At 46.0% G+C, this 24,547-nt stretch carries 16 protein-coding genes and 1 pseudogene; 1 reads left to right on the top strand and 16 read right to left on the bottom strand.

All coding sequences use genetic code 11. The features are described 5' to 3' along the window. Positions 1–134: 134 nt before the first annotated feature. From DXA93_RS16495 to DXA93_RS18040, 10 genes are all read right to left on the bottom strand, one after another. A complete protein-coding gene (locus DXA93_RS16495) occupies positions 135–1,487 on the bottom strand; it encodes an MFS transporter (RefSeq protein ID WP_055267537.1) in 1,353 nt (450 codons plus the stop codon). A 14-nt stretch (positions 1,488–1,501) separates the two neighbouring features. Further along, complete coding sequence (locus DXA93_RS16490; protein ID WP_055267552.1) at positions 1,502–4,312, bottom strand: alpha-L-rhamnosidase; 2,811 nt, start codon at positions 4,310–4,312, stop codon at positions 1,502–1,504. 213 nt (positions 4,313–4,525) lie between these two features. Beyond that, a complete protein-coding gene (locus tag DXA93_RS16485; RefSeq protein WP_119208810.1) occupies positions 4,526–6,781 on the bottom strand; it encodes a beta-glucosidase in 2,256 nt (751 codons plus the stop codon). 23 nt (positions 6,782–6,804) lie between these two features. After that, positions 6,805–8,181 (bottom strand): MFS transporter, encoded by a 1,377-nt coding sequence (locus DXA93_RS16480; RefSeq protein WP_055267533.1) that lies wholly within the window; start codon positions 8,179–8,181, stop codon positions 6,805–6,807. Positions 8,182–8,284: 103 nt separating this feature from the next. Further along, positions 8,285–9,097: an SGNH/GDSL hydrolase family protein gene (locus DXA93_RS16475; RefSeq protein ID WP_082426248.1), complete on the bottom strand. Its 813-nt coding sequence runs from the start codon at positions 9,095–9,097 to the stop codon at positions 8,285–8,287. A 109-nt stretch (positions 9,098–9,206) separates the two neighbouring features. Then, the gene (locus tag DXA93_RS16470) at positions 9,207–11,837 is read right to left on the bottom strand and encodes an alpha-L-rhamnosidase (RefSeq protein WP_119208808.1); all 2,631 of its coding nucleotides are present in this window, start codon (positions 11,835–11,837) and stop codon (positions 9,207–9,209) included. 14 nt (positions 11,838–11,851) lie between these two features. Then, entirely contained in the window at positions 11,852–14,647 is a 2,796-nt protein-coding gene (locus tag DXA93_RS16465; RefSeq protein WP_119208806.1) for an alpha-L-rhamnosidase, read from the bottom strand. A 62-nt stretch (positions 14,648–14,709) separates the two neighbouring features. After that, entirely contained in the window at positions 14,710–16,962 is a 2,253-nt protein-coding gene (locus DXA93_RS16460) for a glycoside hydrolase family 3 C-terminal domain-containing protein (RefSeq protein ID WP_055267527.1), read from the bottom strand. Positions 16,963–16,997: 35 nt separating this feature from the next. Further along, positions 16,998–17,579 (bottom strand): alpha/beta hydrolase, encoded by a 582-nt coding sequence (locus tag DXA93_RS18045; protein WP_330415199.1) that lies wholly within the window; start codon positions 17,577–17,579, stop codon positions 16,998–17,000. A 17-nt stretch (positions 17,580–17,596) separates the two neighbouring features. Beyond that, a complete protein-coding gene (locus DXA93_RS18040) occupies positions 17,597–18,088 on the bottom strand; it encodes a hypothetical protein (RefSeq protein WP_199605767.1) in 492 nt (163 codons plus the stop codon). 214 nt (positions 18,089–18,302) lie between these two features. On the opposite strand from DXA93_RS18040, the gene DXA93_RS16450 reads away from it, so the two are divergent. Next, positions 18,303–19,340 (top strand): AraC family transcriptional regulator, encoded by a 1,038-nt coding sequence (locus DXA93_RS16450; RefSeq protein WP_158565064.1) that lies wholly within the window; start codon positions 18,303–18,305, stop codon positions 19,338–19,340. A gap of 8 nt (positions 19,341–19,348) precedes the next feature. Here DXA93_RS16450 and rhaD read toward each other — a convergent pair. The 6 genes and pseudogenes from rhaD to DXA93_RS16415 form a co-directional block, all read right to left on the bottom strand. Then, a pseudogene (gene rhaD, locus DXA93_RS20770) lies at positions 19,349–19,890 on the bottom strand (rhamnulose-1-phosphate aldolase); the annotation flags it as partial. A gap of 90 nt (positions 19,891–19,980) precedes the next feature. After that, a complete protein-coding gene (locus DXA93_RS16440) occupies positions 19,981–20,217 on the bottom strand; it encodes a hypothetical protein (protein WP_118700810.1) in 237 nt (78 codons plus the stop codon). Positions 20,218–20,631: 414 nt separating this feature from the next. Further along, positions 20,632–20,781 carry a hypothetical protein gene (locus DXA93_RS17905; protein ID WP_158583310.1) on the bottom strand — a complete coding sequence of 50 codons (150 nt, stop codon included), beginning with the start codon at positions 20,779–20,781 and terminating at the stop codon, positions 20,632–20,634. Positions 20,782–21,321: 540 nt separating this feature from the next. After that, positions 21,322–21,615 (bottom strand): ParB N-terminal domain-containing protein, encoded by a 294-nt coding sequence (locus tag DXA93_RS16430; RefSeq protein WP_055267517.1) that lies wholly within the window; start codon positions 21,613–21,615, stop codon positions 21,322–21,324. A gap of 396 nt (positions 21,616–22,011) precedes the next feature. Then, positions 22,012–23,400 carry a 23S rRNA (uracil(1939)-C(5))-methyltransferase RlmD gene (gene rlmD / locus DXA93_RS16420; protein ID WP_118594968.1) on the bottom strand — a complete coding sequence of 463 codons (1,389 nt, stop codon included), beginning with the start codon at positions 23,398–23,400 and terminating at the stop codon, positions 22,012–22,014. Then, complete coding sequence (locus DXA93_RS16415; RefSeq protein ID WP_055228015.1) at positions 23,397–24,347, bottom strand: 3'-5' exoribonuclease YhaM family protein; 951 nt, start codon at positions 24,345–24,347, stop codon at positions 23,397–23,399. Before DXA93_RS16415 ends, rlmD begins: the two co-directional genes overlap by 4 nt. Positions 24,348–24,547 lie beyond the last annotated feature (200 nt).

Here is a 24,547-nt window from a genome sequence, read left to right as displayed (position 1 = left end):
CTGCGCACTCCACTCCCTTTTCATAAAACCTGTTTCAAAGGAGGATGTGGCGGTGGCGGTATCACCGGTGTTATCCGTCGCTGTGGTTGTTTACTTTTAATCTTGACAGTTCCATCGCATTCTCCTTCAATATGTTACTTATTGCTGCGCGCTGCGATTGCCGTGTGCATTTCCTCTACTGCTTTTTTATCCAACGTATACTGTGTACCAAAAAGAATCGCCCCTGCGGCAGTCAGGATAGTCGGAAGTATCAGTACGCAGAGGATAATTCCTGTATTGATACTCTCCGGCTGGGCAACCGAGCCGGTAACAAAACCTGTAGCTGCCAATACATACCCCGGAATCGCTCCTCCGAGTCCCTGCGCCACTTTTGTAATAAAAGATGTAAGCGATGCGATCGCCGCTTCTGCACGTTTTCCGGTTTTATACTGCACGTAAGTAGTATTATCTGCCTGTATACTGGTTGTCAGCGGTGCTATACATCCGCCTGCCACACCTCCTGCCACTGTACTAATATAGATCAAAAGCATAGATCTCACATCAATCAAACGCAGTGCGGAAAACAGGATGGATACGACGATTGCCATTACAAAAATCTGTTTCTTTCCAAACCGGTTTGCCAGAATTGGTCCAAGGAAAATTCCCACCAGAGCAGTTATCATTGAAACAAGTGACACCCCTGACATAAGCGTCATATCACCCAATATATATGTGTAAAAATAAGCGCCGGCTCCTCCTGCTATATTACTGCCCACCCCGACTACCAGTGCCACTAAAAACAGTGCCCAGACAGGTTTATACCGCAAAAACTGTAACAATTCCCTGAATGTATAACTTTCTTCTTTTTTTCCTTCAAAAGCTACTCTTTCCTTTACACAAAGAGCCCCTGCAATAGATAAAACCAACACCATGGCCATGGAACCGAAAATTAACACGTAATAGTTCTGTAACGTTCCTTCCGCCACAAGAATCGGTGCTGCCACAGCCAGTACCGCGCTACCTATCATTGTTCCCAACGCGTTGAAAAGTGACAAACTGTTTCTCTCCTTGTCATCCGCGCTCATGACCGGGAGCAAACTGTTCTTGGAGATATCCATAATATCAAACGTCCAGCCCAGCAGCAGATACGTCACATACACAATCACATATTTTCCGACCGGAATCCAGACTGCGCCAAACCACAGTAAAATATAATTTATAACACAGATGATTGTTCCCAGAATAATCATAGGGCGAAATTTTCCCATTTTTGTTACCGGAAATTTGTCCAGAAAATATCCCATAATCGGGTCGCTGATTCCATCCACCACCTTGGATATTAAAAACAGGGTCGCCAGTGCTGCCGGTTCCAGACCAACCACATTCGTATAGTAAATCATAAAGAATCCTGACAATAATCCCATCAGTGGAATATTTCCCGCACATACCATAAATAAGCCCATTTTTTCCACGATACTAACCTTTTGTTTTTTACTCTTCTCACTCATTTGTTCTCTCCTCGTTAATATTGTGATAATGCTGTATTCAACATCTCTGTCTGCCCTTCATCCATCGGTCCGGAAAACATCTCCGCCACCTGTCGAAACGACAGTCCATAGACCGCATCCGGTATCATATCCACCTCGGTCATCGTCGACAAAAATGCCCGTATCTGCGGATGGTTCAGCAAATCTTCCAGCTTTGACTCCACGCTGTATATTTTCTTTAACTTCTCAGTTGCCTCATATACGACTTCATAGTTTCCTGCAGTGATATAACAAATACCGTTCACCACTGTTGCGAATAGTGGATTTGTCTTATCTTCAAACAGAATCTCCGGAGCATGCGGCAATCGCACCTCGCCTTCTCCGCCAAACGGAATCGTAATTTTGATTCTAATCCTGTTATCCTCCATAATTTCCCAGCTGCATGCATACTGTCCGACGGCCGAATCATACACTGCCTCTGCCCTTCTCAAATCATAATGGACATTCGGACAAATTGCAATCCTTCTTCCTCCCGGAGATTCTTCCAAAAGATGGATTCCTCCCACATGGCGGAACATCCATTCCAGAATCGCCCCGTAAGAATAATGGTTGAGACTGTTCATTCCGGTACTGGATATCTTACCGTCTTCATCCAGTGAATTCCATCGTTCCCAGACTGTGGTGGCTCCCAGTTTCACTTCGTGCAGCCACCCCGGATACTCCTCGTTCAAAAGCAGGCGGTAGGCGGTATCCGTCATTCCGTTATCGGTCAACACATTGCACAAAAGAGAGGTTCCCACAAATCCGGTATTCAATTTGTTTCTGCTCTCGCGGAAAAGTTTCTTTAACATCTCTCTGGTCAGCTCTTCGTCCTCTGACAAATGATATTTCAGAGCCAGCAGAAGACCCGTCTGTGTCTTTTCCGCGCATCTTCCGGTCGGGGTAAAATATTCTTCTTTTACCACACGCCATTGTTTTTCGGCGATTTCCCGATATTGTTTTTCCTCTTCCTTTCGCCCGAGAACCGCCGCTGCCTTCGCTGTAAGCTCCGCGCTTGCCGCATAATAAATATCCGCAATATAGCCTTCATCGGTCGCTCCGTATACATTTCCCGCCGCGGCTCCCACCCGGTCAAGCGCCAGCCAGTCTCCGTAATGGAAGGAATGTCTCCATCCGTGGTGCTCTCCGTCCACCTTACGGATATAGTCCACCCAAGCCTTCATACTGTCAAACTGCTGTTCCAATATGGCAGCATCCCCGCTGAACAGATAGACATTCCACGGAACGATACAGGCCGCATCGCCCCATGCACAGGAACATTTCGACGGACCGAAGGTCGGCACCACCTCCGGAACCATCCCTCCGGCAATCAGCTGTTCCTTATACAAATCGTACAGATATTTTCTGTAAAATGCATAGGTATCCGCCAGATAACATGCCGTACCCGAAAACACCTGTGTGTCGCCTGTCCATCCCATGCGCTCATCTCTCTGCGGACAGTCTGTCGGCACATCTAAGAAATTATCCTTCATGCCCCATTCCACATTGGAAATCAACTGATTTACCAGTTCATTTCCTGTCTGTATACTACCGGTACCTTCGTAATCACTGTAGAGTGCCATTCCCGTAAAATCTTCACAGGAGACATTGGTTACCCCGCTGATTTTTACATACCGGTATCCGTAAAATGTAAAATGCGGAACAATGTCTTTTTCTTCCCCGTCAGAGATATACACATATTCCGACAAAGCGGTTCTTAAGTTTTCGTTATAAAAACATCCGTCCTGCAGGATTTCGCCTGTCTGGATTCTGATTTCTTTTCCTTTCGGCTCATGGACATGAAGTTTGAAAATCCCGGTAATCTCCTGCCCTAAGTCAAACACCCATTCATCCTTCGGGGTGTGAATCAGTTCCTTCGGTGTAAACTGTTCATGCACAGTCACCGGAAGGGACAGCCGCTCCGTCAGTCGCCCCTGCGGCGCCTCCGCAAGCTGCGCGCTGACAGGTTCGACAGGTTCCAAGGTATCATCCCGTTTCTCCCCGTCATATATATTGGAAAAAAACAGATTGCTCCTTGTCACTTCCCATGTGTCATCCGTGCCGATTATCTCTTGTGTGCCATCCTCATATTCCAGATGCACCTCTACCAGCAGTTTCCACTCGTCGCCGTAAAATCCTTTCTGTTCTGTCTGATTGAGCCCGAACCTCCCTTTGTACCACCCATTCCCCAAAAGAACGGACAACACACCTTCGCGCTGCATCTGCGCGGTCACATCATACGTCTGATACTGTAACCACTGATTGTAGTTATTGCAGTACGGGGTCAGATATTCTTCCCCAATTTTCGCGGATTTTAAAATATCTGTTTCGGTTTTCTCTCCATCCGTAAAATATGCCTCATAAAGCCCCAGTCCGCAGAGATAGAGACGGGCTTTTTTTACCTTTCCACGGGGAATGATTCGCTTTGAGAAAATGGGATGGCGTTCCATCCTGCTGTCGCAGGTAATCCATTTTCCCACCCACGGCTCGTCCCTCTTTGCCGTCTCAAAGAACTGTACGTCGGACTCCAGCACTTCGTCTGCGTCCGTAGTAACGATTACCTTCCAGTAATATCTGGTACAAGGCTCCAGATTCATCTCCGCTTTTACAGCCAGACTGTCGAGCTTTGCCTCCCCGGTGTCCCAAAGAACATCCGCGAAGGTTTCATCCTTTGCCACAAGGATTCTGGCACATCTCTGGTTCTTTCCCCTGCATTCTCTGACCTTCCACGAAAAAACCACCGGATTCAGTAAAAATCCCACCGGATTCGTGATATGATTTGTTTTTGCTGCGTAAATCTGATTCATATTGCCGTTTTCCAAGCTCCTTCCTTTTTTCATTGTGTACACTGTAATTCGAGTATAATGGATTTGCCTCATAAAATCATTTACGGAATTTCATCATTTTACCTACCAAACTTAAGATTTCAGCTCTTTGTTTACCTGTAAATCAATTCTTTCAACACAATCTCTTCTGCCATATTACGAATACCATTTACCGCTACCTCATCCTCAATTATCCTATTGTGCAAGTAAACAATTCAGCTGCCCGATCAGCTGTTCCACCTGCTCTCCCGGCATCTGTCCCAGCAGAAATTTCAGCGGCATTTCCCGGATAACTTGCTCTCCCAGCTTCTTGTATTCGTCACTCATACCTTCTGCTGATGCGGCTGCTGCTGCCAATGGAGCCAGCAGTTCCGTAATAACGGGAGCGGTTTTCGTATGATCCAATAATTCTCCGAACGTTGTTGTGAAATCTACGCAAAGGGGCAGTTCTTTCTGTGTTTCAAATATAATATCAGCATGTAATCGGACGTCATCAGAAGCATGGCCGATCAGGATCCGATATGTTCCGGATGGCGCATACCAGTCCCCGAGACGTTCTTCATAATAGGAAAGATCCCTCGCCGAAATTTCCATCGACACCGTTTTTTCCTCTCCTGGCAGGAGATGAACTTTGGCAAATCCTTTCAATTCCTTGACCGGTCTCTCCGATATGCCGCACAGGTCAGCCACGTACAGCTGTACGACTTCTTTTCCTTCTGTCTTTCCTGTATTTTTCACCTTGAAGGAGACCGTCAGGATATCCTCATCCGTCATTTGAGCCGATGACAAATTCAAGTCCCCATAAGCAAATTCCGTGTAAGACAGCCCATGTCCGAATGCATACCGCACCGGAACCTTCTTTGTATCATAATAGCGGTACCCGACAAAGATATCCTCACCATATAACACCCGCTTTCCATTTCCTGGGAAATGAAGGTAGCTCGGATTATCTTCCAGCCGGTACGGGAATGTCTCCGCCAGCCTGCCGGACGGATTCGCTTCTCCGTATAACAGCCGGTCACAGGCTTCGCCAACGCCCTGACCTCCGAGATACATTTCAAGGATCGCGCTTACTTTATCAGCCCAGGGCAGTTCTACCGGGCTTCCATTGTGGAGTACAACTACAACATTAGGCTGTACTTTCAACACTTCTTCGATCAGACGGTCCTGGCATTGGGGCAACTTCATAGATGTTCTGTCATACCCTTCCGACTCAAATATCTCAGGCAGACCGGCAAAGATCACCGCGACGTCTGCTTCTGCAGCAGTCCGAAGCGCTTTTTCTAGCTCTTGTTCCGTCATCGCGTCATTTTCCATAGAAAATCCTTTTGCATAAGTCACGCTACGCCCTTTTTCTCCGGCAGCATCTAATGCCGAAACAACCATGAACGGATTGATATGGCTGGAGCCGCCGCCCTGATACCGCGGCTTTTCGGCAAATTCCCCTATATAGGCAACCTTTCTGTCTGTATTCAACGGAAGTATACCGTTATTTTCTAGCAGGACCGCACATTCCGTCTCAATATCCGCTGCTTTTTTATGATCTGTTTCCTTATCAGATATAATTTCCGGACAATGCTGCTCTTCACCGGCAAATACAACATTCAATACCCGCTCCACCGCTTCATCCAGCACAGCTTCGTCCAGTCTTCCCTCCTGTACTGCTTTCACAATCTGTCTGTCATTGTATCCTCCGGAATAAGGCATCTCCAGATCCAGTCCGGCCTGCAGTCCTTTCACACGGTTATTTACAGCGCCCCAGTCACTGACGACGCAGCCTTTGTATCCCCATTCTTTTCTCAGGATATCTGTCAGAAGATATCTGTTTTCCGAAGCATATTCTCCATTTATTTTGTTGTAGCTACACATGACGGTTCTTGGAGCTGATTCTTTCACCGCTTCCTCAAACGCAGGCAGATAGATTTCCCTGAGCGCACGTTCTGACACCTCGGAAGATATCGTCATACGGAGTGTTTCCTGGTTATTCAGTGCGAAGTGCTTAATGCTTGTCCCCACGCCCTGACTCTGTACTCCGCGGATATATGCCGATGCCATCCTACCTGCCAGATATGGATCCTCCGACAGATACTCAAAGTTCCGCCCGCATAACGGGCTCCTTTTAATATTCACCGCCGGGCCAAGCAGCATGCTTACATTCTCGGCCTGACACTCCGCTCCCAGCGTCTCTCCCATCCGTTCCATCAGGTCAACATCGAAGCTGGAGGCTGTTGCACAGGCTGCTGGGAAACAAACGGCCTTCACACTTTCATTCAATCCCAGATGATCCGTTTCCCCTTCCTGCTTTCTCAGTCCGTGAGGGCCGTCCACCATCATAACTGACGGAATGTTCAGTCGTTTGATTTCTTTCGTATGCCAGTTATCAGCGCCCGAGCAGAGACTTGCCTTCTCTTCCAGCGTCATTTTTGAAATCAGTTCCTTTATTCTGTCCATCGCAAAAGTCCTCCATTCTTTTCTTAATACTGATTGATCATCTGTGACTCTGCCTCTTCACGGCTAATCTCACCATTGTTGCATTTTGCCATCAGCTGGACATCATGGTCATTAAGCTTGTAAAGGCGAAGCATAAGCAGAGTGCAAATACCCCCGATAATGCTGCCAAGACAGCTGAATGTCCATAATTTATCGGCAAATCCTGCCGCCTGAACAACGCCTTCTCCTTCCCGGAAGCCGATTAAAGTTAACGCAAACACACTGACTGCTGTTGCGATCGCTCCATTTAATTTTGTAAAAAATGTCTGCGCTGCAAACGTTACACCACGCATTTTTAATCCTGTCTTGTACTGTCCATACTCGTAGCAGTCCGGCGTAAACTGATACTGCAGTATAACTGCTATTCCCAGCGGAATTCCTCCTAAGGCATTTAAAGTCACATACACCGTCATATTCTCATACCCGGCCATGAATCTTACAATTCCCAGAAGTAAAGCGAAAACATATGAAATATAGAAGACTTTAAATTTGTCATATTTCTTGCATAATTCTACTGCCATAACCGCACCGATTAAGGTCGGAATAATCACCGTCATCGAAACATATGAGGCAGCTTCTTCACCGCCAAGGCAGTACCGGGCAACATATAAGCCCCAATTTGCACCAACATTAAGCAGGCTGCTGATGAGCGGAGCCGCAAAGAAAATCAATAAATATTTGTTCTTTCGCAGACATTCTGCCATATCGCGCAACGTATAACTATCTTCTGCCCCTTCGTCCAGTGCTCTTTCTTTTTCAATTACTCTCTCCTTTGCGAACAGACAGATTGGAATCATCATAACAACTGACAAAAGAGATAACACAATTACTGTTGTCGCCCAGCCGCCTAACCGCTGCCGTACCAACGGCAGGACAATTCCTGTAACAATACCTGAAAAAATAACAAACATCCTTCCTATACTGTTTAGTGAAATACGTTCCTTCTGGTCCGTTGTCATCGTGGTGACAATACCAAAAATCGGCACATCACAAAGGGTATAGGCTGTATCCCATAACATATAAGCAAGTGTTGCCCATATGATTTTAGCCATCATGGGAATCCCGGTAGGTATTGTAAAAAGAAGAATGGTCGCCACCGGAATCGCTATGACAGATATTTGAAGCCACGGCAGGAATTTCCCTTTCTTAAAATTTACCTTATCCATGATCATACCGAAGATCGGATCGTTGATGGCATCCCACACTTTCGTGATCAGCGCCACGATTGCAACCAATGCTGCCGTTATGCCGATATCTGTAAAATATGTAGTCATATATCCTATCAGTCCATAGAATACATTCTGTCCCATAAAATACAAACCATAACTGATTTTTTCTCTTTTTGTAACTGCATTTTCCATTTCGTTATCCGTCCTTTCATTGTTTGATTCAATTATAAATAATCCCAAAGGGCAAATCACCAACGATATATAAGCGGTTTACCGACGAAACTTAATATAATAATCATCTTTCTAAAAATTGATATAAGTATTCTTCCATCTTAGGCGTCCACCATTCCAGATATCCTGCCTGCGTCGGATGAACCGGATCTGCCATATAAACTTCATATTCTTTTTCAGAAACGTCATTCATCTCCTCGTCATTCCAAAGGTCGATCACGCCTATTCCATATTTATCCTGAAGCTCAAATAATACATCTACCATCTGCTGATACTGTTTACTGTCATATTTTGTTCCAGTATAAAAGATCACGGGACAATTCCATGTCTGCTTTGCATATACAGTGATATATTCCATTGCTCCTGTTATCGTCTGTGTATCAAAATCTTCCAAATTTTCTGAACGGCTGAGTTCTCCTATCGGCATTTCCTTCGACGCGTCATTCGTGGAAAGCTGGCAGACAAATGCATCGAATTTCTCATCTGTACCGATATTATTTTTCATCCTCTGGATATAAGACGTCTTTCCGTTATCTACTAAAGTAGTGCCGCTGACGGCTTCTTTTACATACTCACAGCCATTTCTGTAAGAGATATAATCTGCAAAAGAAACATCCATTGAGTACAGACCTAATGTTACAGATGATCCAAGGTAGCAGATGCGCTTCCCTCCAAGAGGGCTGTTTTCTAACGGTTCTATATTTTCCAGACTGTATTTTTCTGCGTTTCCTGGCATTTTTTTCAGTTTGTTCTTCCAAACAAAATCAAACGGTCCACCACCGCCTGCCGCCCCTACTAAATATGCCAGACCTAGACCCACAGCCAGAATCAAAATTAAAACGACACTTAAGGTAATCTTCAATATTTTCTTTTTCATAATCCTAAACTCCTCGTATTATTTTCAACTTTCGTATTAAGAAAAACTGACCGTCTGCTTTTGCCGGTCAGTTCTCACAAATACTGTCATTTTATTTCCTTTGATACTTTTATTCAAACTGATATATTCCGCTCCCCACCTCATACAATCTGCCATCCGGCAGTTTTACAGTGGCAGTTGTGTTACAGGGAATCTCCACTTTCAATTTAAATTTCCCCTCTTCCATACTCCACTCTGCCCCTACTTTACCGTACTCACTCATATAGGTACGTTTTGCACTTGTAAACGCATTATTCGTCTCCGGCGCAATCACAATCTTCTTAAATCCGGAAGCAGCCATATCAATGCCGCTTATCTTCCAGAACATCCAGTCGTCCACGCATCCAAAGGCATAATGGTTCAGGCTTGTCATAACCGGAGACCCGTCCTCCTTGTAAGAAATGTAATTTTCCCAGATTGTTGTCGCTCCCTGCTTCACCTCATAAAGCCATGACGGGCACTTTGTCTGGAGCAGGATTTTATATGCCTTGTCCATCCTGCCGATCTTACAGAGTGCATCCAGCAGATACGGTGTCGTCAGGAATCCTGTATCCAGACAATCCCCGTTTTCTTCTATCTTGCGGATCAAATGTCCAGCGATACTTTTTTTCTTCCTTTCAGGAGCAAGATCAAATGCGATTGCCAGCACATAACTGCCCATAAAATCAAGAGGCATCTTCCCATCATCATCGATCATTCCTTTTTGAATGGCAGATTTCATTCTGGACGCAATGTCATCATAGTATAATTCGTCTGATGTATGCCCGAGGAGTGCTGCCGTATCTGCCATGATCCGGCAGGAATTCCATCCAAAAATTGGCGCGCAGTATGTAGAAGTATTGATAAGTTTTGCAGCGCTTTGGTCTGCTCCGTCTACTGTCTGGCTCGGTATGAGCCACTCCCCGTACTGATGTCCTGTATTCCACAGATACTGGTCAATTTCTTTTGGATGTTTCATCTTGCCTCTACGCTTCTTTGCAGTGTTGATGATATAGTCGCACCACTTTTTCATTGTGTCATACTGCTCTCTCAGTATCCTGATATTTCCTGTAAGCTGATACATGCTCCACGGTACGATACAGGCGGCATCTCCCCATCCTGCTTCTCCCACCGGTTCAAAATTGCGGTATACGATCCGATTCAGTTTCTCCAGTAATTCATAGATTCCGGTAAGGGGGATCACATTGGGGATTGCCCCATTTTTCTGCTGACTGAAGGTCATATTACGCAGCCATCTTGTCAGAAATGGGGTTACATTTTCGTTGAGCATGGCTGTTCTTGCATAAATCTGGATATCTCCGGTCCATCCGCCTTTTTCTCTCTGCGGGCAGTCCGTGGGGATTGAAAACAGATTCGACCGCTGAGACCATCTTGTATTTTCGTAAAGCCGGTTTATATCTTCGTTGGACGTCTCAAATGTTCCCAGATCCTCATTGTCAGAAGACAGGACAATCGCTGTGAAATCCTCCGGGCTCACCGGCTGATCGCATGTCACTCTCACATAGCGGAATCCATGATATGTAAAATGCGGTATGTATTCTGTGAATTTCCCGTTTGAGATATAAATATCACTTTGCTTGTGCCCTGTTTTCTCTGACATGAAAATATTGTTGAAATAGTTTCCATATTGATCAAGAGTTTCAAAATGATCTAATACCATTTTTGTTCCGGCCGGCAGTTTGCTTTTTACCCGCAGAACACCTGCCAAGTTCTGTCCAAAGTCAATGATCGTCTCGCCTTTCGGGCTAACTGTCATTCCTACTGCCGGCACTTCTTTTACCGGGCGCACCGGTTCCCCGTACTGAGCCACCAGGTTCACGTAAATTTTTCCGCATGGAATACCGGTTTTCCAGCTGCTGTCATCGAATCCGCAGCAGTTCCAGTTTTCCTGTTCCATCCGTGCGTCATAGAGTTCACCTGCAAACAGATCTGATGAACGAATCGGACTTTCTGAAACTTTCACCGTATCATCTGACAGCACCATTTCACTCGTTCCGTCTTCATAATCAATCTTTATCTGAAATAACACAGAATGTTCGGCTTTAAACTTCCTGCTTCTCGGTTTAAAGTTCGCGCTGTCATACCAGCCGTCCCCCACCAGCATTCCTATGACATTTCCTCCCTCTCTCAAAAACGGGGTCACATCATAAGTCTGGTAGCACAGATATTTAGAATAGACGGTAAATTCCGGCGCAAACTCTCTGTCATCCGGACGCATTCCGTTCATGCTGAGCTGATATGCTCCGTGACAGGTGGCATAAACGCGCGCTCGTTTTATGCCGTCTCGTGCATCAAATTCTTTGCGAAAATATTCTGCCGGGTTCTGCCCGCCGGTTCCGGGTTTTACCTTTTTCATAGGAAACGGAGATTTCACCCACTCGGCCGTCCATTCTTTCTTCATAAATCCTGTCTCAAAGGATGAGGATGCCGCCGCCTTTTCTCCGTTATTAACTGTCACTTCCACTGTCCAGTTGTAGTCACTGAGACTTTGTAATGGTTTCCCGGAGTACTCCACAAAAATACTTTTATCACTTTCTACCATTCCAGAATCCCACATTACTTCGTCCATATTTTTCACTGTGATATGATAGGATGTCTGCATCACATTCTTTTCATCACTAGTGATTACCCATGAAAAATAAGGTGCTTCGTCCACGCATGGTCTATATTGACTGTTTACTTTAAGCCTTATAAGCTCCATAGCAACCCTCCTGATTAGAATTTTGCCAGTGCCGCATCCAGCATCTGCGCCTCATCTTTTTTTATCTCTCCTGCGAATGTTTTCGCGACATCTCTAAGCGAAAGCCCATATGCAATATCGGGGATCATATCCACTTCCATCATTTGAGAAAGAAACGCGCGGATATCCGGATGGTTCAGCAGTTCTTCCATTGTCGAGTCTATGCTGTATTTCTTCTTTAAAGGCTGTGACGCCTCATAAGCGACTTCATATTCTCCGGCTCTCACACGGCAGATTCCATTTTCCACCTCTTCAAATAATGGATTTTCTTTATCTTCATATACAGATTCCGACGCATATGGAAGAACCACTTCTGCACTTCCGCCGAACGGAACCGTAACAGTGACCGTGATTTTATTATCCTCTGATATCTCCCAGCCGCACTGATAGCATCCGCTTGCCGAATCATAAACAGCTTTTACATATTTCAGTCCATTATTCACTTTCGGGCTGATCCGCATCACCCTGCCTCCCGGGTTCTGTTCCGTCACATCAATCCCGGCCGCATGACGGAAGATCCACTCCAATACAGCGCCGTAAGAATAATGATTTAGACTGTTCATCCCCGTGCTGGAGACATGTCCGCTCTCATCCAGTGAATTCCAACGCTCCCACACCGTTGTTGCTCCCAGCTTCACTTCATGGAGCCAGCCCGGGTATTCCTTATTCAGAAGCAGCCGGTATGCCGCGTCTGTCATTCCATGATCAGTCAGGGCATTGCACAGAAGCGGGGTTCCTACAAACCCGGTATTTAATTTATTTTTATTATCCCTGAGAAGCTTTTGCAGCATCTGCTTTGTCAGTTCTTCATTTTCAGACAGATGATATTTCAGTGCAAGAATAAGCCCTGTCTGCGTCTTCACCGCACATCTGCCTGTAGCAGTAAAATATTCTTCTTTCACGACCTGCCACTGACGGTCTGCGATTTTCTGATACTCCTGTCTCGTTTCTTCCAGTCCAAGCACCTCTGCTGCTTTTGCAACAATCTGTGCACTTGCCGCGTAGTAGATGTCTGCAATGTATGCTTCATCAGTCGCTCCATACACGCTGTTCGCAGCGGCACCTGTACGGTCAAGAGCAAGCCAGTCACCATAATGGAAAACCTGTCTCCATCCATGATGGTCTCCATCAATTCTCCGGATATAATCGACCCACGCTTTCATGCTCTCAATTTGGTTTTCGAGTATTGTTTTGTCCCCGCTGAACAAATATACGTTCCAGGGGATGATACATGCGGCGTCTCCCCATGCGCAGGAACATTTTGTCGGTCCGAATGTGGGGACAATCTCCGGAACCATTCCGCCCGCCAGAAGCTGTTCCTGATACAGGTCGTATAAATATTTTCGGTAAAACGCATAGGTATCAGCCAGATAGCTTGCAGTCGCGGAAAATACCTGTGTATCTCCTGTCCAGCCCATCCTCTCATCTCTTTGGGGACAGTCTGTAGGCACATCCAGAAAGTTCCCTTTCATTCCCCATTCGATATTGGAGATTAATTTGTTCACAAGATCATTCCCTGTCTCGATTGCCCCGATGCTCTCATAATCACTGTAAAGAACAAGCGCCGTAAAATCCTCACACGAAAGGTCCCTAACCCCGGTCACTTTCACATATCGATAACCATAGTATGTAAAATGAGGCGTAATCACCTTTTCTGTACCATCAGAAACATAAATGTACTCCGAAAGTGCAGTTCTTAAATTCTCGTTGTAGAAACATCCGTCCTGAAGCACCTCGCCCGTCTGAATCCTGATAGTTGTCCCCGCCGGCTCATGCACCCGCAGCCGGAAGATCCCCGTGATCTCCTGCCCCAGATCAAATACCTCTTCTCCGGCAGGAGTATGGATCAGCTCTGCCGGCTTCATCTCCTCCTGTACCTTAACTGGAAGAGATAACCGTTCCATAAGCCGGCCTTTCGGAACCTTTGCGATCCGCGCAGGAGACTCCTCTACCGGCGGCAGCGTATCATCTCTTCTCTCACCGTCATAGATATTGGAAAACCACAAATTGCTTCTTGTAACTGACCAGGTTTCATCAGAACTGATCACATCTTTCGTTCCGTCTTTGTACTCTATGTGAATCTCCGCAATCAGCTTCCACTCGTCACCGTAATATGCTTCCCGCTCCGGATCATTGAAACCGAACCTGCCTTTATACCAACCGTTTCCGAGAAGAACAGACAGCACACCTCCTCGTTCTGCCTGTTCTGTGATGTCATACGTCTGATACTGGATCCACCGGTCATAATTATTGCAGTACGGAGTCAGATACTCTTCACCGATTTTCTTAGGATTTTCTTTATTTTCCCCAAGAAAATATGCCTCATACAATCCCAGGCCGCAAATGTACAGTCTTGCGCTTTTCACTTCTTTTGCCGGACGAATCCTCTTTGAGAAAATCGGATGCCGTTCCTGACTGCTGTCACAGGTAATCCACCTGCCCGTCCACGGTTCATCCATTTTGGCGGTCTCAAAGAACTGCGTGTCTGATTCGATCACTTCCTCTGCATCTGTTGTCACAATAACTTTCCAGTAATATCTTGTATACGGCTGCGGTTCAAATTCCACTCTTGCAGAGAGACTGTCCAGCTCTGCCTCCCCCGTGTCGTGACAGATATCTGTAAAGGTTTTGTTCTTGCTGATCACAATCCTTGCATGTTTCTGTTCCTGTCCTCTGCCGCCTTTCACTTTCCATGAAAATACCAACGGTTTCAGATAAAACCCTAAAGGGTTTGTGATATGATTTGTTTTTGCCGCATAAATCTTGCCCATAATTCTTCCTCATTTTCATGCTGATACTTTTTCATCCAATAATAAGCCAACCGTTCCTCCCACTACTGACACAGAGCATTTAACTCCACGATCATCTGCTCGATCGCTTCGCCCGGAATAACGCTTAAAAATGATTTCAGCGGCATCTGCGCAATAATTTCCGGAGTCACAAGCTGTACCTCCCCATCTTCTTTCTTAGGTTCTTCTCCCTGTGATATCCCCTCAAGATACTCCATCATTTTCCCTGCTGTCTTCGGGTGGTTCATCAATTCCCCCATTGTAGTGGTCATATCCACAGTGAACGGCAGCAGCACATCAGTAGTAAATGTAAGTTCTGCAGCCTCTCTGATCTCATCGCTGGCATGCCCGATCTGGATCTCATATGTACCTGACGGAGTGTACCAGTCGTGAATCTTTGTCTCGTAGTAAGCAAAATCTCTCGCGCAAAGTTCCATTGTAACCGTCTTCTTCTCACCCGGATTCAGAAATACTTTCGCAAACCCTTTTAGTTCTTTCACTGCTCTTGGCACCGTGCTGTCCTTGTCACTGACATAGAGTTGAACCACTTCACTTCCTGCCCTCTTCCCTGTATTCTCCACATCAATGCTCACCTTCAGAATATCTCCATCTTTCATTTCCGCAGAAGAGAGTTTCATATTGCTGTAGCTGAATTCCGTATATGACAGTCCATGGCCGAATGCCCAGCGCACCGGTACTTTCTTCGCATCATAGTAACGGTATCCGACAAAGATATCTTCTCCATAGAGAACAGTCCTGCCATCTCCAGGGAAATTCAGGTAACTCGGGTTGTCTTCCAGACGATATGGGAACGTCTCCGCCAGACGTCCTCCTGGATTTGCCTCCCCAAATAACAGCCGGTCGCTGGCCTCCCCAATGCCTTCTCCTCCCAGATACATCTCCAGAATGGCATTTACAGACTCCGCCCATGGAGTTTCTACGGGACTTCCGTTATGAAGAACCACTACCACATTTTTCTGTATCTCAGCCACAGCCTCTATAAGGCGATTCTGACACTTTGGCAGTTCCATGGATGTTCTGTCATATCCTTCCGACTCAAAGCTGTCCGGCAGTCCGGCAAAGATTACAACTACATCTGCGCCCGCTGCCGCTTCACACGCCTGTTTCAGATCCTCTTCTGTCATCTCGTCACGCTCTGACGAGAAGCCTTTCACGTACTCCACTGCCCTGCCTTTTCTCACCGCAGTTTCCAGAGCCGACACTACGCTGTCCGTATTGATGTGACTCGATCCCCCGCCCTGGTATCGCGGTTTCTTTGCAAATTCCCCGATATAGACTACTTTCTGTTCTTTTTTCAGCGGCAGCACTCCCCTGTTTTCCAGAAGTACGGCGCACTCTGTTTCGATATCTGCCGCTGCTTTGTGATCCTTTTCCCTGTCAAATACAGTCTCCGCTTTCCTGTTATCTGTGTAGGAGAAGACTACTTTCAGTATGCGTTCCACCGTTCTGTCAAGAATTTCTTCCTCCAGTTCTCCATTCTCCACTGCCTGAATAATCTTTCTTGTATTATATCCTCCTGATCCCGGCATCTCCAAGTCAAGACCGGCTTTCAGTCCTTTCACCCGGTCATTTACAGCTCCCCAGTCACTGACCACATATCCTTCAAATCCCCACTCATCCCGCAGGATATCTGTCAGAAGCTTCTTATTCTCTGAAGAAAATACTCCGTTGATCTTATTGTAGCTGCACATCACAGTCTTTGGCTGCGCTTTCTTCACCGCCTCCTCAAAAGCCGGCAGATAAATTTCCCGGAAAGCCCGTTCCGATACTTCCGACGATATCTGCATACGGTCTGTTTCCTGATTATTCGCGGCGAAGTGTTTCATACTGGTTCCGATGCCTTTCGACTGTACGCCCCGGATATATGCTGACGCCATCTTTCCTGTCAGATATGGATCTTCGGACATATATTCAAAATTCCTTCCGCAGAGAGGACTGCGTTTGATATTAACTGCAGGGCCGAGGAGCATGCCCACGTTCTCAGCCTGACACTCGTCCCCAAGGATCTGTCCCATACATTCCATCAGTTCCACGTCAAAGCTGGATGCCGTGGCGCAGGCTGCCGGAAAGCAGACTGCATTCACACTTTTATTCAGGCCGAGATGATCTGCCGCGCCTTCCTGTTTGCGCAAGCCGTGCGGGCCGTCTGTCATCATAACGGAAGGAATCCCTAACCTTTCGATTCCCATCGTGTTCCAGAAATCCGCTCCCGAACATAGTCCTGCTTTTTCCTCCAGTGTCATCTGTCTGATCAATTCTTTCAGGTTGCTGCTCATTATGAAATCCTCCTTAAATAAATTCTTATCTGTTCCTATCTGTGGGCTTCCCAGAAGATGACTGCTTCCTGAAGCCAGTTTTTCACTTTTGTTTCATTTCCTATTCCAAATCCATGTCCCAGTCCGTCAACGATTCTGACCGACACATTTTCTTTGCCCAGTACCTTCTCTAATTCCGGCAGTTTATCTTCCACATTTGCAAAACCGAACTCATCATCCCGCCCTACGATAGAAAATACCGCCAGTCCCTTGTCCTCCTGCAAAGCTTTGATATTCCAGTCCAGACCATACATAGGGAAGATCACCTTCGGTCTTGGCAGATGATTCTTGTGGCAGCAGTCCTCATAATTGGCAAATGAATACGCCGTGGTCATAAGTCCTCCTGCTGAAAAACCAAAGATGGCATAATCATCCATGTTTACAGAAAACTGTTTTTGATGCTCCGTCAGATATCGGATCACTTGTGTCAGTTCCCTCGCGGCAGCCTGTCCCTGCTTTACCTGTTCTGTCTCACCCAGCTGTCTGCCGACCGGATAACTTACGACGAAAACAGAATATCCCATTTTATGCAGCTTCATCGCCACAGGATACCCCTCGCAATCAGTTACATTACTGATAAATCCGCCTCCCGGAACTACAATGGCAAGTGGTTTTCCCTGTTGTCCTGATAAAACATTCCCGTCAGATGTGACCTGTACGGATGACCCTTCACTGCTTCCGCAGGATACAGATCCGACACCAGCCTTGCCTGACCTTTCTCAACAAGTCCGGTTAGATAATTGAAAGATTCCAAGGCTGCATCCAATTGTTCCTCACGGCCCGGCGCCTTTAAAAAATCCTTATACTTTACAGGCGCAATAGCTTTCAGCACGTTGTCCTCCACATTGAAAAACATATGTTTAAAACCGCCGAATACCGGATGCTGCATGAAAAATCCAACTTTGTCCTCCCCCGTTCCCGGACGGAAATGTCCGTTTTCATCGTAATAGCTGCTTTCCTTTATTTTTGGAAATCCGCAGATGCCAAGAAGTGCCGGCAAAAACATGGCACTTTTTTTATAGACATATAATGTCGCACCGATTACAAATAATAAAACAATCACCACTACTGCAAAAAATATCTTCATCCTAACCTATGCCTCCTTTTCTTACTGACATCTTACTTTATACAGACTAAAATTACATCAACGAAACATAAGTGATTTACCGACCAAACTTAATAAATATCCGAGATTACTCTGTACACCTTTGCCCCCAATATGGTATATTTTAGACAGGTTAAATAAACTGCTGATGACTATAATCACAGTTCATTCATATCTCGAAAAGGAGAGATTATATATGATGACATTATCTGCATTGAATCAATTTCTGAAGCAGCACACTACCGAAGAAACCCAGCGTCTGAATGGTGTAAAGAAAGATTATTCACAATTTCCTGTTGCCAGAGGTAAGTTTGATACACCCTGTTACCGTTTTGATACGAACCTTGAAGATCTGCGTTCTTTATTTCTTTCAAAGAAAGTGCTTCCGAGTTATTACAACTTCGCTGTTGTAAAACAGGATCGTTTTGAAAACGTACCTCTGCATATCCATGAGTGGCTGGAGTTGAGTTATATTTATTCTGGTTCCTGCACAATGACGATAAATAAGACTACATTCAGGCTAAAAGCCGGGCAGATGGTTCTGATCAGCCAGAATGCACCTCATTCTGTCAAAAGATGTTCAGAAAATGATATTATCATCAATTTTCTGCTGACGCGCGAATATCTGAACGGTACTTTTTTTGAACGCCTGTCTCAGGATAATTACCTTACACACTTTTTCATTGAGGCTCTGAACACCACGATGCAGGAAAGCATGTATATTGTCTTTTCCCCGGAACAAAAACAAAACCGGCTGGCAGATCTTGCCAACCAGTTTCTCTGTGAATTTTATTCTCCGTCCGTAACATCCGGACCTTTTTTAGACAGTCTTTTTACGCTGATTACCTGCGAGATGATCAATCTGTTCCAGCACGGTATGGTTCTAGATCACGCCTCTGTGGATCAGATTTATACCATACTCCGATATATCGAAACAAACTTTGCGGACTGTACCCTTTCTTCTACAGCTGAGTTTTTTAATATGCACCCAAACTATCTCTCTGCCTACATACGCCAGCATACCGGAACCACTTACAAAGAGCTGGTCCAGACACACCGGCTCTCTCAGGCGGCAAAATTGTTAAGGAGCACCGCACTTTCCACAAATGATATCAGCCTTGCCGTCGGATATCAGAATACCAGCTTTTTCTTTCAGCTGTTCCGCAAGAAATACGGATGTACGCCTATGGAATATCGAAACATGCTTCATGCTTCTGATACGCCAAATATGTGATATGTACATTATTTGCCATATAGAAACTTTTCCGGTAAAGTTACTTTAAAATCTTTCGCCAAATCTCTGAAATTCTGAGGTGAGATTGTCTGTCTTTTATCCGGTCTCATGGACAGCATCTTTACAAGGATTTCCGCGGATTTCTCTACGGTGTGCATTAATCCGAATGTAAGATCAAAGTCTTCCCCTGAGCAGAACATGCCGTGATGCGCCCAGATTGCCACATCATATTCTTTCATCAGGCACTTGTCGCCACTGCGATCTCACGGCCGCCCGGCACCATCCATCCTACTACACCGATTCCGGAAGGAAATACAACCGGGCACTCGGTCGCCATCTCCCAGAGTTCTCTAGTAAATACTTTATCCTCCAACGGCAGTACAAATGTCAGTGCGATCACATTCGTGGTATGTGCATGATAAACATTGGTAACGCCTTTTTTCACTTCATGGTTCATCAGGTGACTCGGCAGCTCACTGGTCGGTCTGCCTCCGTTTACCAGACCCCAAAGGATGCGGTAATTCTCTCCTTTTTCATCCAATTCGATGATATTTTGCATAGACTACCACTTCGAAGATGCAAAATTGTCACTATGTAGTTACACAGATGCTATCAGATTCACTAATAGCATCGCCTTACTTTATCGCCCTCTATTCCTGCTAATCGGAATTACGTCCCCAAAATACTTACTATCCTTCACCGCTACAAGTTCCACCTCAACACACTTCTGCTGCCATTCCTTACAAGCCTCTTCATACCTTTGCCTCTCCTCACGAACCATGAATAGCTCGGTATAAAACTCCGAAGCATTTGCATAGTCTGCATCCTGAAGCACATTTGAAAGCTCTGATTTCATCCTCCCTGCTTTTCTATCCAATACAGCAATCTGCTCCTGCAACTCTTTCTTTCACTTCTAATGCCAATGTGAGTGGACATATAGGTGTCCGTTTACGAACCCACCGCCGTATCCGGCGTGATAGCCCCCTGCAAGGGCGAAATACACAGAGTACAAAACGAAGTTTTGTGCGATGGGTGTATTTCGCTCTGCGAGGCTTAGCCCTCGCATAAATGCACGAGGGCTGGTTAAAAAATCTATCCTCAGCGCAAAAAGGAAAAAGCCACATACCTTCGCAAAGATACATGGCTTCAATTACGCTGATAACTGTATTTAATTGGCTACAATTCGTGCCGTATCCGGCACCACTTTTTTCTTCTAAAATTGAGGCTACAATTCCTTCCATAAATGATGCCATAACACTTCCATTTATAAATGTTTTGTAGCCTTCTGCTGTCATTCCCCGCAAAAACTGAAATCCAGCAACTCATTGATATCAGGATCCATCTGATACTTCTTCACATCCTCCTCTGTGTAATCCATATTCCCAGAAGCACCCTTATCGTCAGGCACAGGTTGTTCCTGTCCAACCGCCTGAATAGGCATTTCTGTATGCCTGATGATTGCATAAGCGCTGAGTTCTTTGCGGTGGTGATATCATATCCAAGAAATCTTGCTTTATCTTGACTATGTGTTATCTTGGTCTTTTTTTCGGACATCTCAAGATGCAGAGTATCCTCGAGAAATACTCTGAATTTTTCCTTGATTTCAGATGCATCCTCAAATGAACCTATGGCTAGCTTGCATTGATTATCACGCAGATTGCAGACAGCAAAATACTAATCTGCCAATACATCACCGTAACATCTTCCCTTCGGTGCGGAGATGGTTAGCTCTAGCCTCTGACTTTCCTTCAAGCAGTTTAGCTTCATCCTCATATAGTACCTTTCACCTCGACACTCAGTCGCAACTTGGAAGCTTTGTTGACTTGTGCCTTTACAAACGTGCTGTTGTCCCCTTTATGTTTCCATTCAAGGTTAGTTGTTGGCGATAAGACTGTGTTCTTCACACTTGATAATTTTTCTTATTGTTTTCTCAAAACAAAATCATAATGACCCACGTCGCTTGGGTGTCCACCCCAAACGCTTACGGGCGCACAGAATCTACCATCGCCACTATCGCCTGATCATCATCCAATTCTCTTATAACTGCCGGAACCTCCGCAAGACCAGCCCAGCCGGCATCTGCCTTTCGTCTGTGTCCTGCAATCACTTCATAACCTTCTCCGTCAGGATTCGGTCTTACAAGCAAAGGTACAATCACACCCTCATCTTCAATACTTTTCATAAGGGCACACAGCTCTATGTCCTGCTGCACATGAAAAGGATGGTTCTTAAAGTCCTTTAACTCGCTTATTCTGATACTCTTTATCTCTTCCATTACAACCTCCGTTCTTCCGGTAGAATAACTTCTACTCAGTTACGTCAATGTTATCTGCAAACAGAAAAAGACCGCTCATCTCCAATTACTTGAAAATGAACGGTCTTTCACGCTTCGTATTCTATTGAATAACTTCAAAATATTAATTGTACTTTTATGTGTTTCCACACCCCACATCCAATACGACTGAGACATTCACACCGTCTGAAATTGCTTTTTTGTAGGTTTTTCTATCACTCTGTGAGAACATCATATGTCGCTCAAAGTGCCGGAAGTCGAGAAGTTTTACAAACTTCCCGACTCGCGGGCAGTCGTCGAATTCCGCATAAACACTGGCTTTACAGCCAGTTATTTCTTCGGAACTCTCCTCGTTGCCTTCGCGCAAATCAAGGATTCTTACATATCGACCCGATGTAGTGCAACCACGCACTCCACATGGCACGTCATCGGGAATTGGTCAACCCCTCGGACTTTCTTTACTTCATACCCCAGCTCCCCAAGCACCTTCACATCTCGTGCCAGCGTTGCGGAATCGCAGGATACATACACGATGCGGTCCGGCTGCATGCTGGCCATGGTGTGGAGGAGGTTTTCTTCGCAGCCTTTTCTCGGCGGATCGACGACGATGACGTCCGCGTGGGCGTGTTCGCCCGGGTGGTCTTTGGCGTACTGTTCGTAGTAGGCCGGAAGAATCTCTTCCGATTTTCCAACGAAAAATTCAGCGTTTTCGATCTCGTTAATTTTCGCATTGTTCTTCGCATCCGCGATTGCCTCCGGGACGATTTCGACACCGTAGACTTTTTTGGCTTTCTGCGCGAGGAACAGGGAAATCGTTCCGATGCCGCAGTAGAGATCCCAGACCGTCTCATTTCCGGTGAGGTCTGCGTATTCCAGGGCAAGACCGTACAGTTTTTCCGTCTGCGCCGGGTTGACCTGGTAGAAGGACAGCGGGGAGATCCGATATTTTACGGTTCCAATATAGTCGGTGATATACCCCTGTCCCCACAGGCAGCGGATTTCTTTTCCCATGATCACATTGGTCCGCTCACGGTTTACGCTTAGGGTAATGCTTGTCATGCCTTCGAGTTCTGTCAGCGATTTGATGAGTTTCTCCTCGGCCGGCAGTTTCTTTCCGTTCACAACGAGACAGACCATAATCTCTTTCGTCATAAATCCAAACCGGATCAGCACATGGCGCACCAGGCCTTTGCCGGTCTCCTCGTTGTATGCCGGAACGCCGTTCTCCTCCATCCAGGCAAGAATGCGGTTCAGAATCTCCTCGTTCTGCTCCACGCCGAGATAACAGTTCCGGTTTTCCATGATCTGATGCGTTCTTCCCGCATAAAATCCCGTAATCAGCTTTCCATTTCTATCCTGCCCGATCGGAAACTGGGCTTTGTTTCGATAGCGGAACGGATTTTCCATCCCCACGATCGGCTCCATCGGGATCTCCGCCATGCCGCCGATGCGCTGGAGATTTCCGGCGATTTTCTTCTCCTTAAAGCGAAGCTGCTCCGCATAGTCGAGCATCTGCAACTGGCATCCGCCGCACGGACGTGCAACCGGGCAGACCGGCTCGACGCGGTGCGCGGACGGCTCGATCAGGCGCATCAGGCGCGCGTAGCCGTAATTTTTCTTTGCTTTGATCACTTTTACCTCGGCAAGATCGCCGATGACGGTGTCCTTGACAAAGAGGGTATAGCCCTCGCATTTGCCTATACCCTCTCCGTCGTGTCCCATATCTTCAATTTTCACCGTCAGTACATCATTTTTCTGATAGCTCATGAAAAGTCTCCTGTTCTGCGGATGTTGGACTCAAAGAACCGGTTGTAGCCAAGCCACTCATTGCCGGCCGGCGCTGCGTCAAACAGCTCGGTCAGGGTTTCCATTTTGGCATCGGCATTGTCCGCCAGGTTCAGCGCTACCGCCTCTACCATTGCCGGTTTTTTCGGGGAACCGTATTCCAGCTCGCCGTGGTGCGCCAGAATGCAGTGCTTTAACTGATTCTCGAGTTCCTGTGGGAAACCGTCGATCTTCTGCGCCGCATCGTGTACCATCTCCGCACCGATCATGATGTGGCCGAGCAGCTGTCCGTCATTGGTGTAATCGTTCTGCGGGAATAAGGAGAGTTCTTTCGTCTTTCCGATATCGTGCAGAATTGCTGCCGTAATCAGCAGATCGCGGTTCAGAATCGGATACGATTTTACCATAAAATCGCAGAAACGGGTGACACTTAACGTATGCTCTAAAAGGCCGCCGACGAATCCGTGATGCACGCTTTTTGCTGCAGAGCTCATGCGGAACCGTTTTGCGGTCTCCTGATCCTGGATAAAATAATACGTCAGCAGTTCGGAGAGATACTGATTTTTCACCGTTCCGATCCAGGAGAGCAGCTCCTGATACATCGTATTGATGTCGTAACGGCTCGTCGGCAGATAGTCCGCCGGATTATATTCGCCCTCTTCCGCTTTTCTTGCATTTTTAATGGAAACCTGAAGTGCTCCATTGAAACTGGAAACATCTCCCATAATATCTACATAATCCAGTGCTTCAAATTCACGGATTCCCATAGAATTCGGATCCCAGATTTTCGCATCGATCGTACCGGTTTTATCCTGTAAGATCACGTTTTCGTACTGTTTTCCGTTTTTGGTAACAGCCGACTGTTTATGTTTGCAGAGATAAATTCCGGAAATGCGGTTTCCTTCCCGGAGTTCGTTGATATACTTCATAAAAATAAATCCTCTTTTTCTAAAATAAATGCGGACACAGTGTTCCGTTTTTGTTTCTATGATGCCGTTTTTATGATGCAAAGCCTGTGCTCCTGCATGCCTTACCAATTCTACCAGATTTTCCTGCAGAATGCACGTATTTTTTCATCCGCCAGTGGAAAACCATTCGAAAAGAAAAGCTTCCGGAAGCCCCACCGGCT

Origin of the sequence: Blautia sp. OF09-25XD, from assembly GCF_003482095.1 — a bacterium.
In the GTDB taxonomy this organism is placed as follows: domain Bacteria; phylum Bacillota; class Clostridia; order Lachnospirales; family Lachnospiraceae; genus Fusicatenibacter; species Fusicatenibacter saccharivorans.
This window is presented reverse-complemented; position numbering and strand designations above follow the sequence as displayed.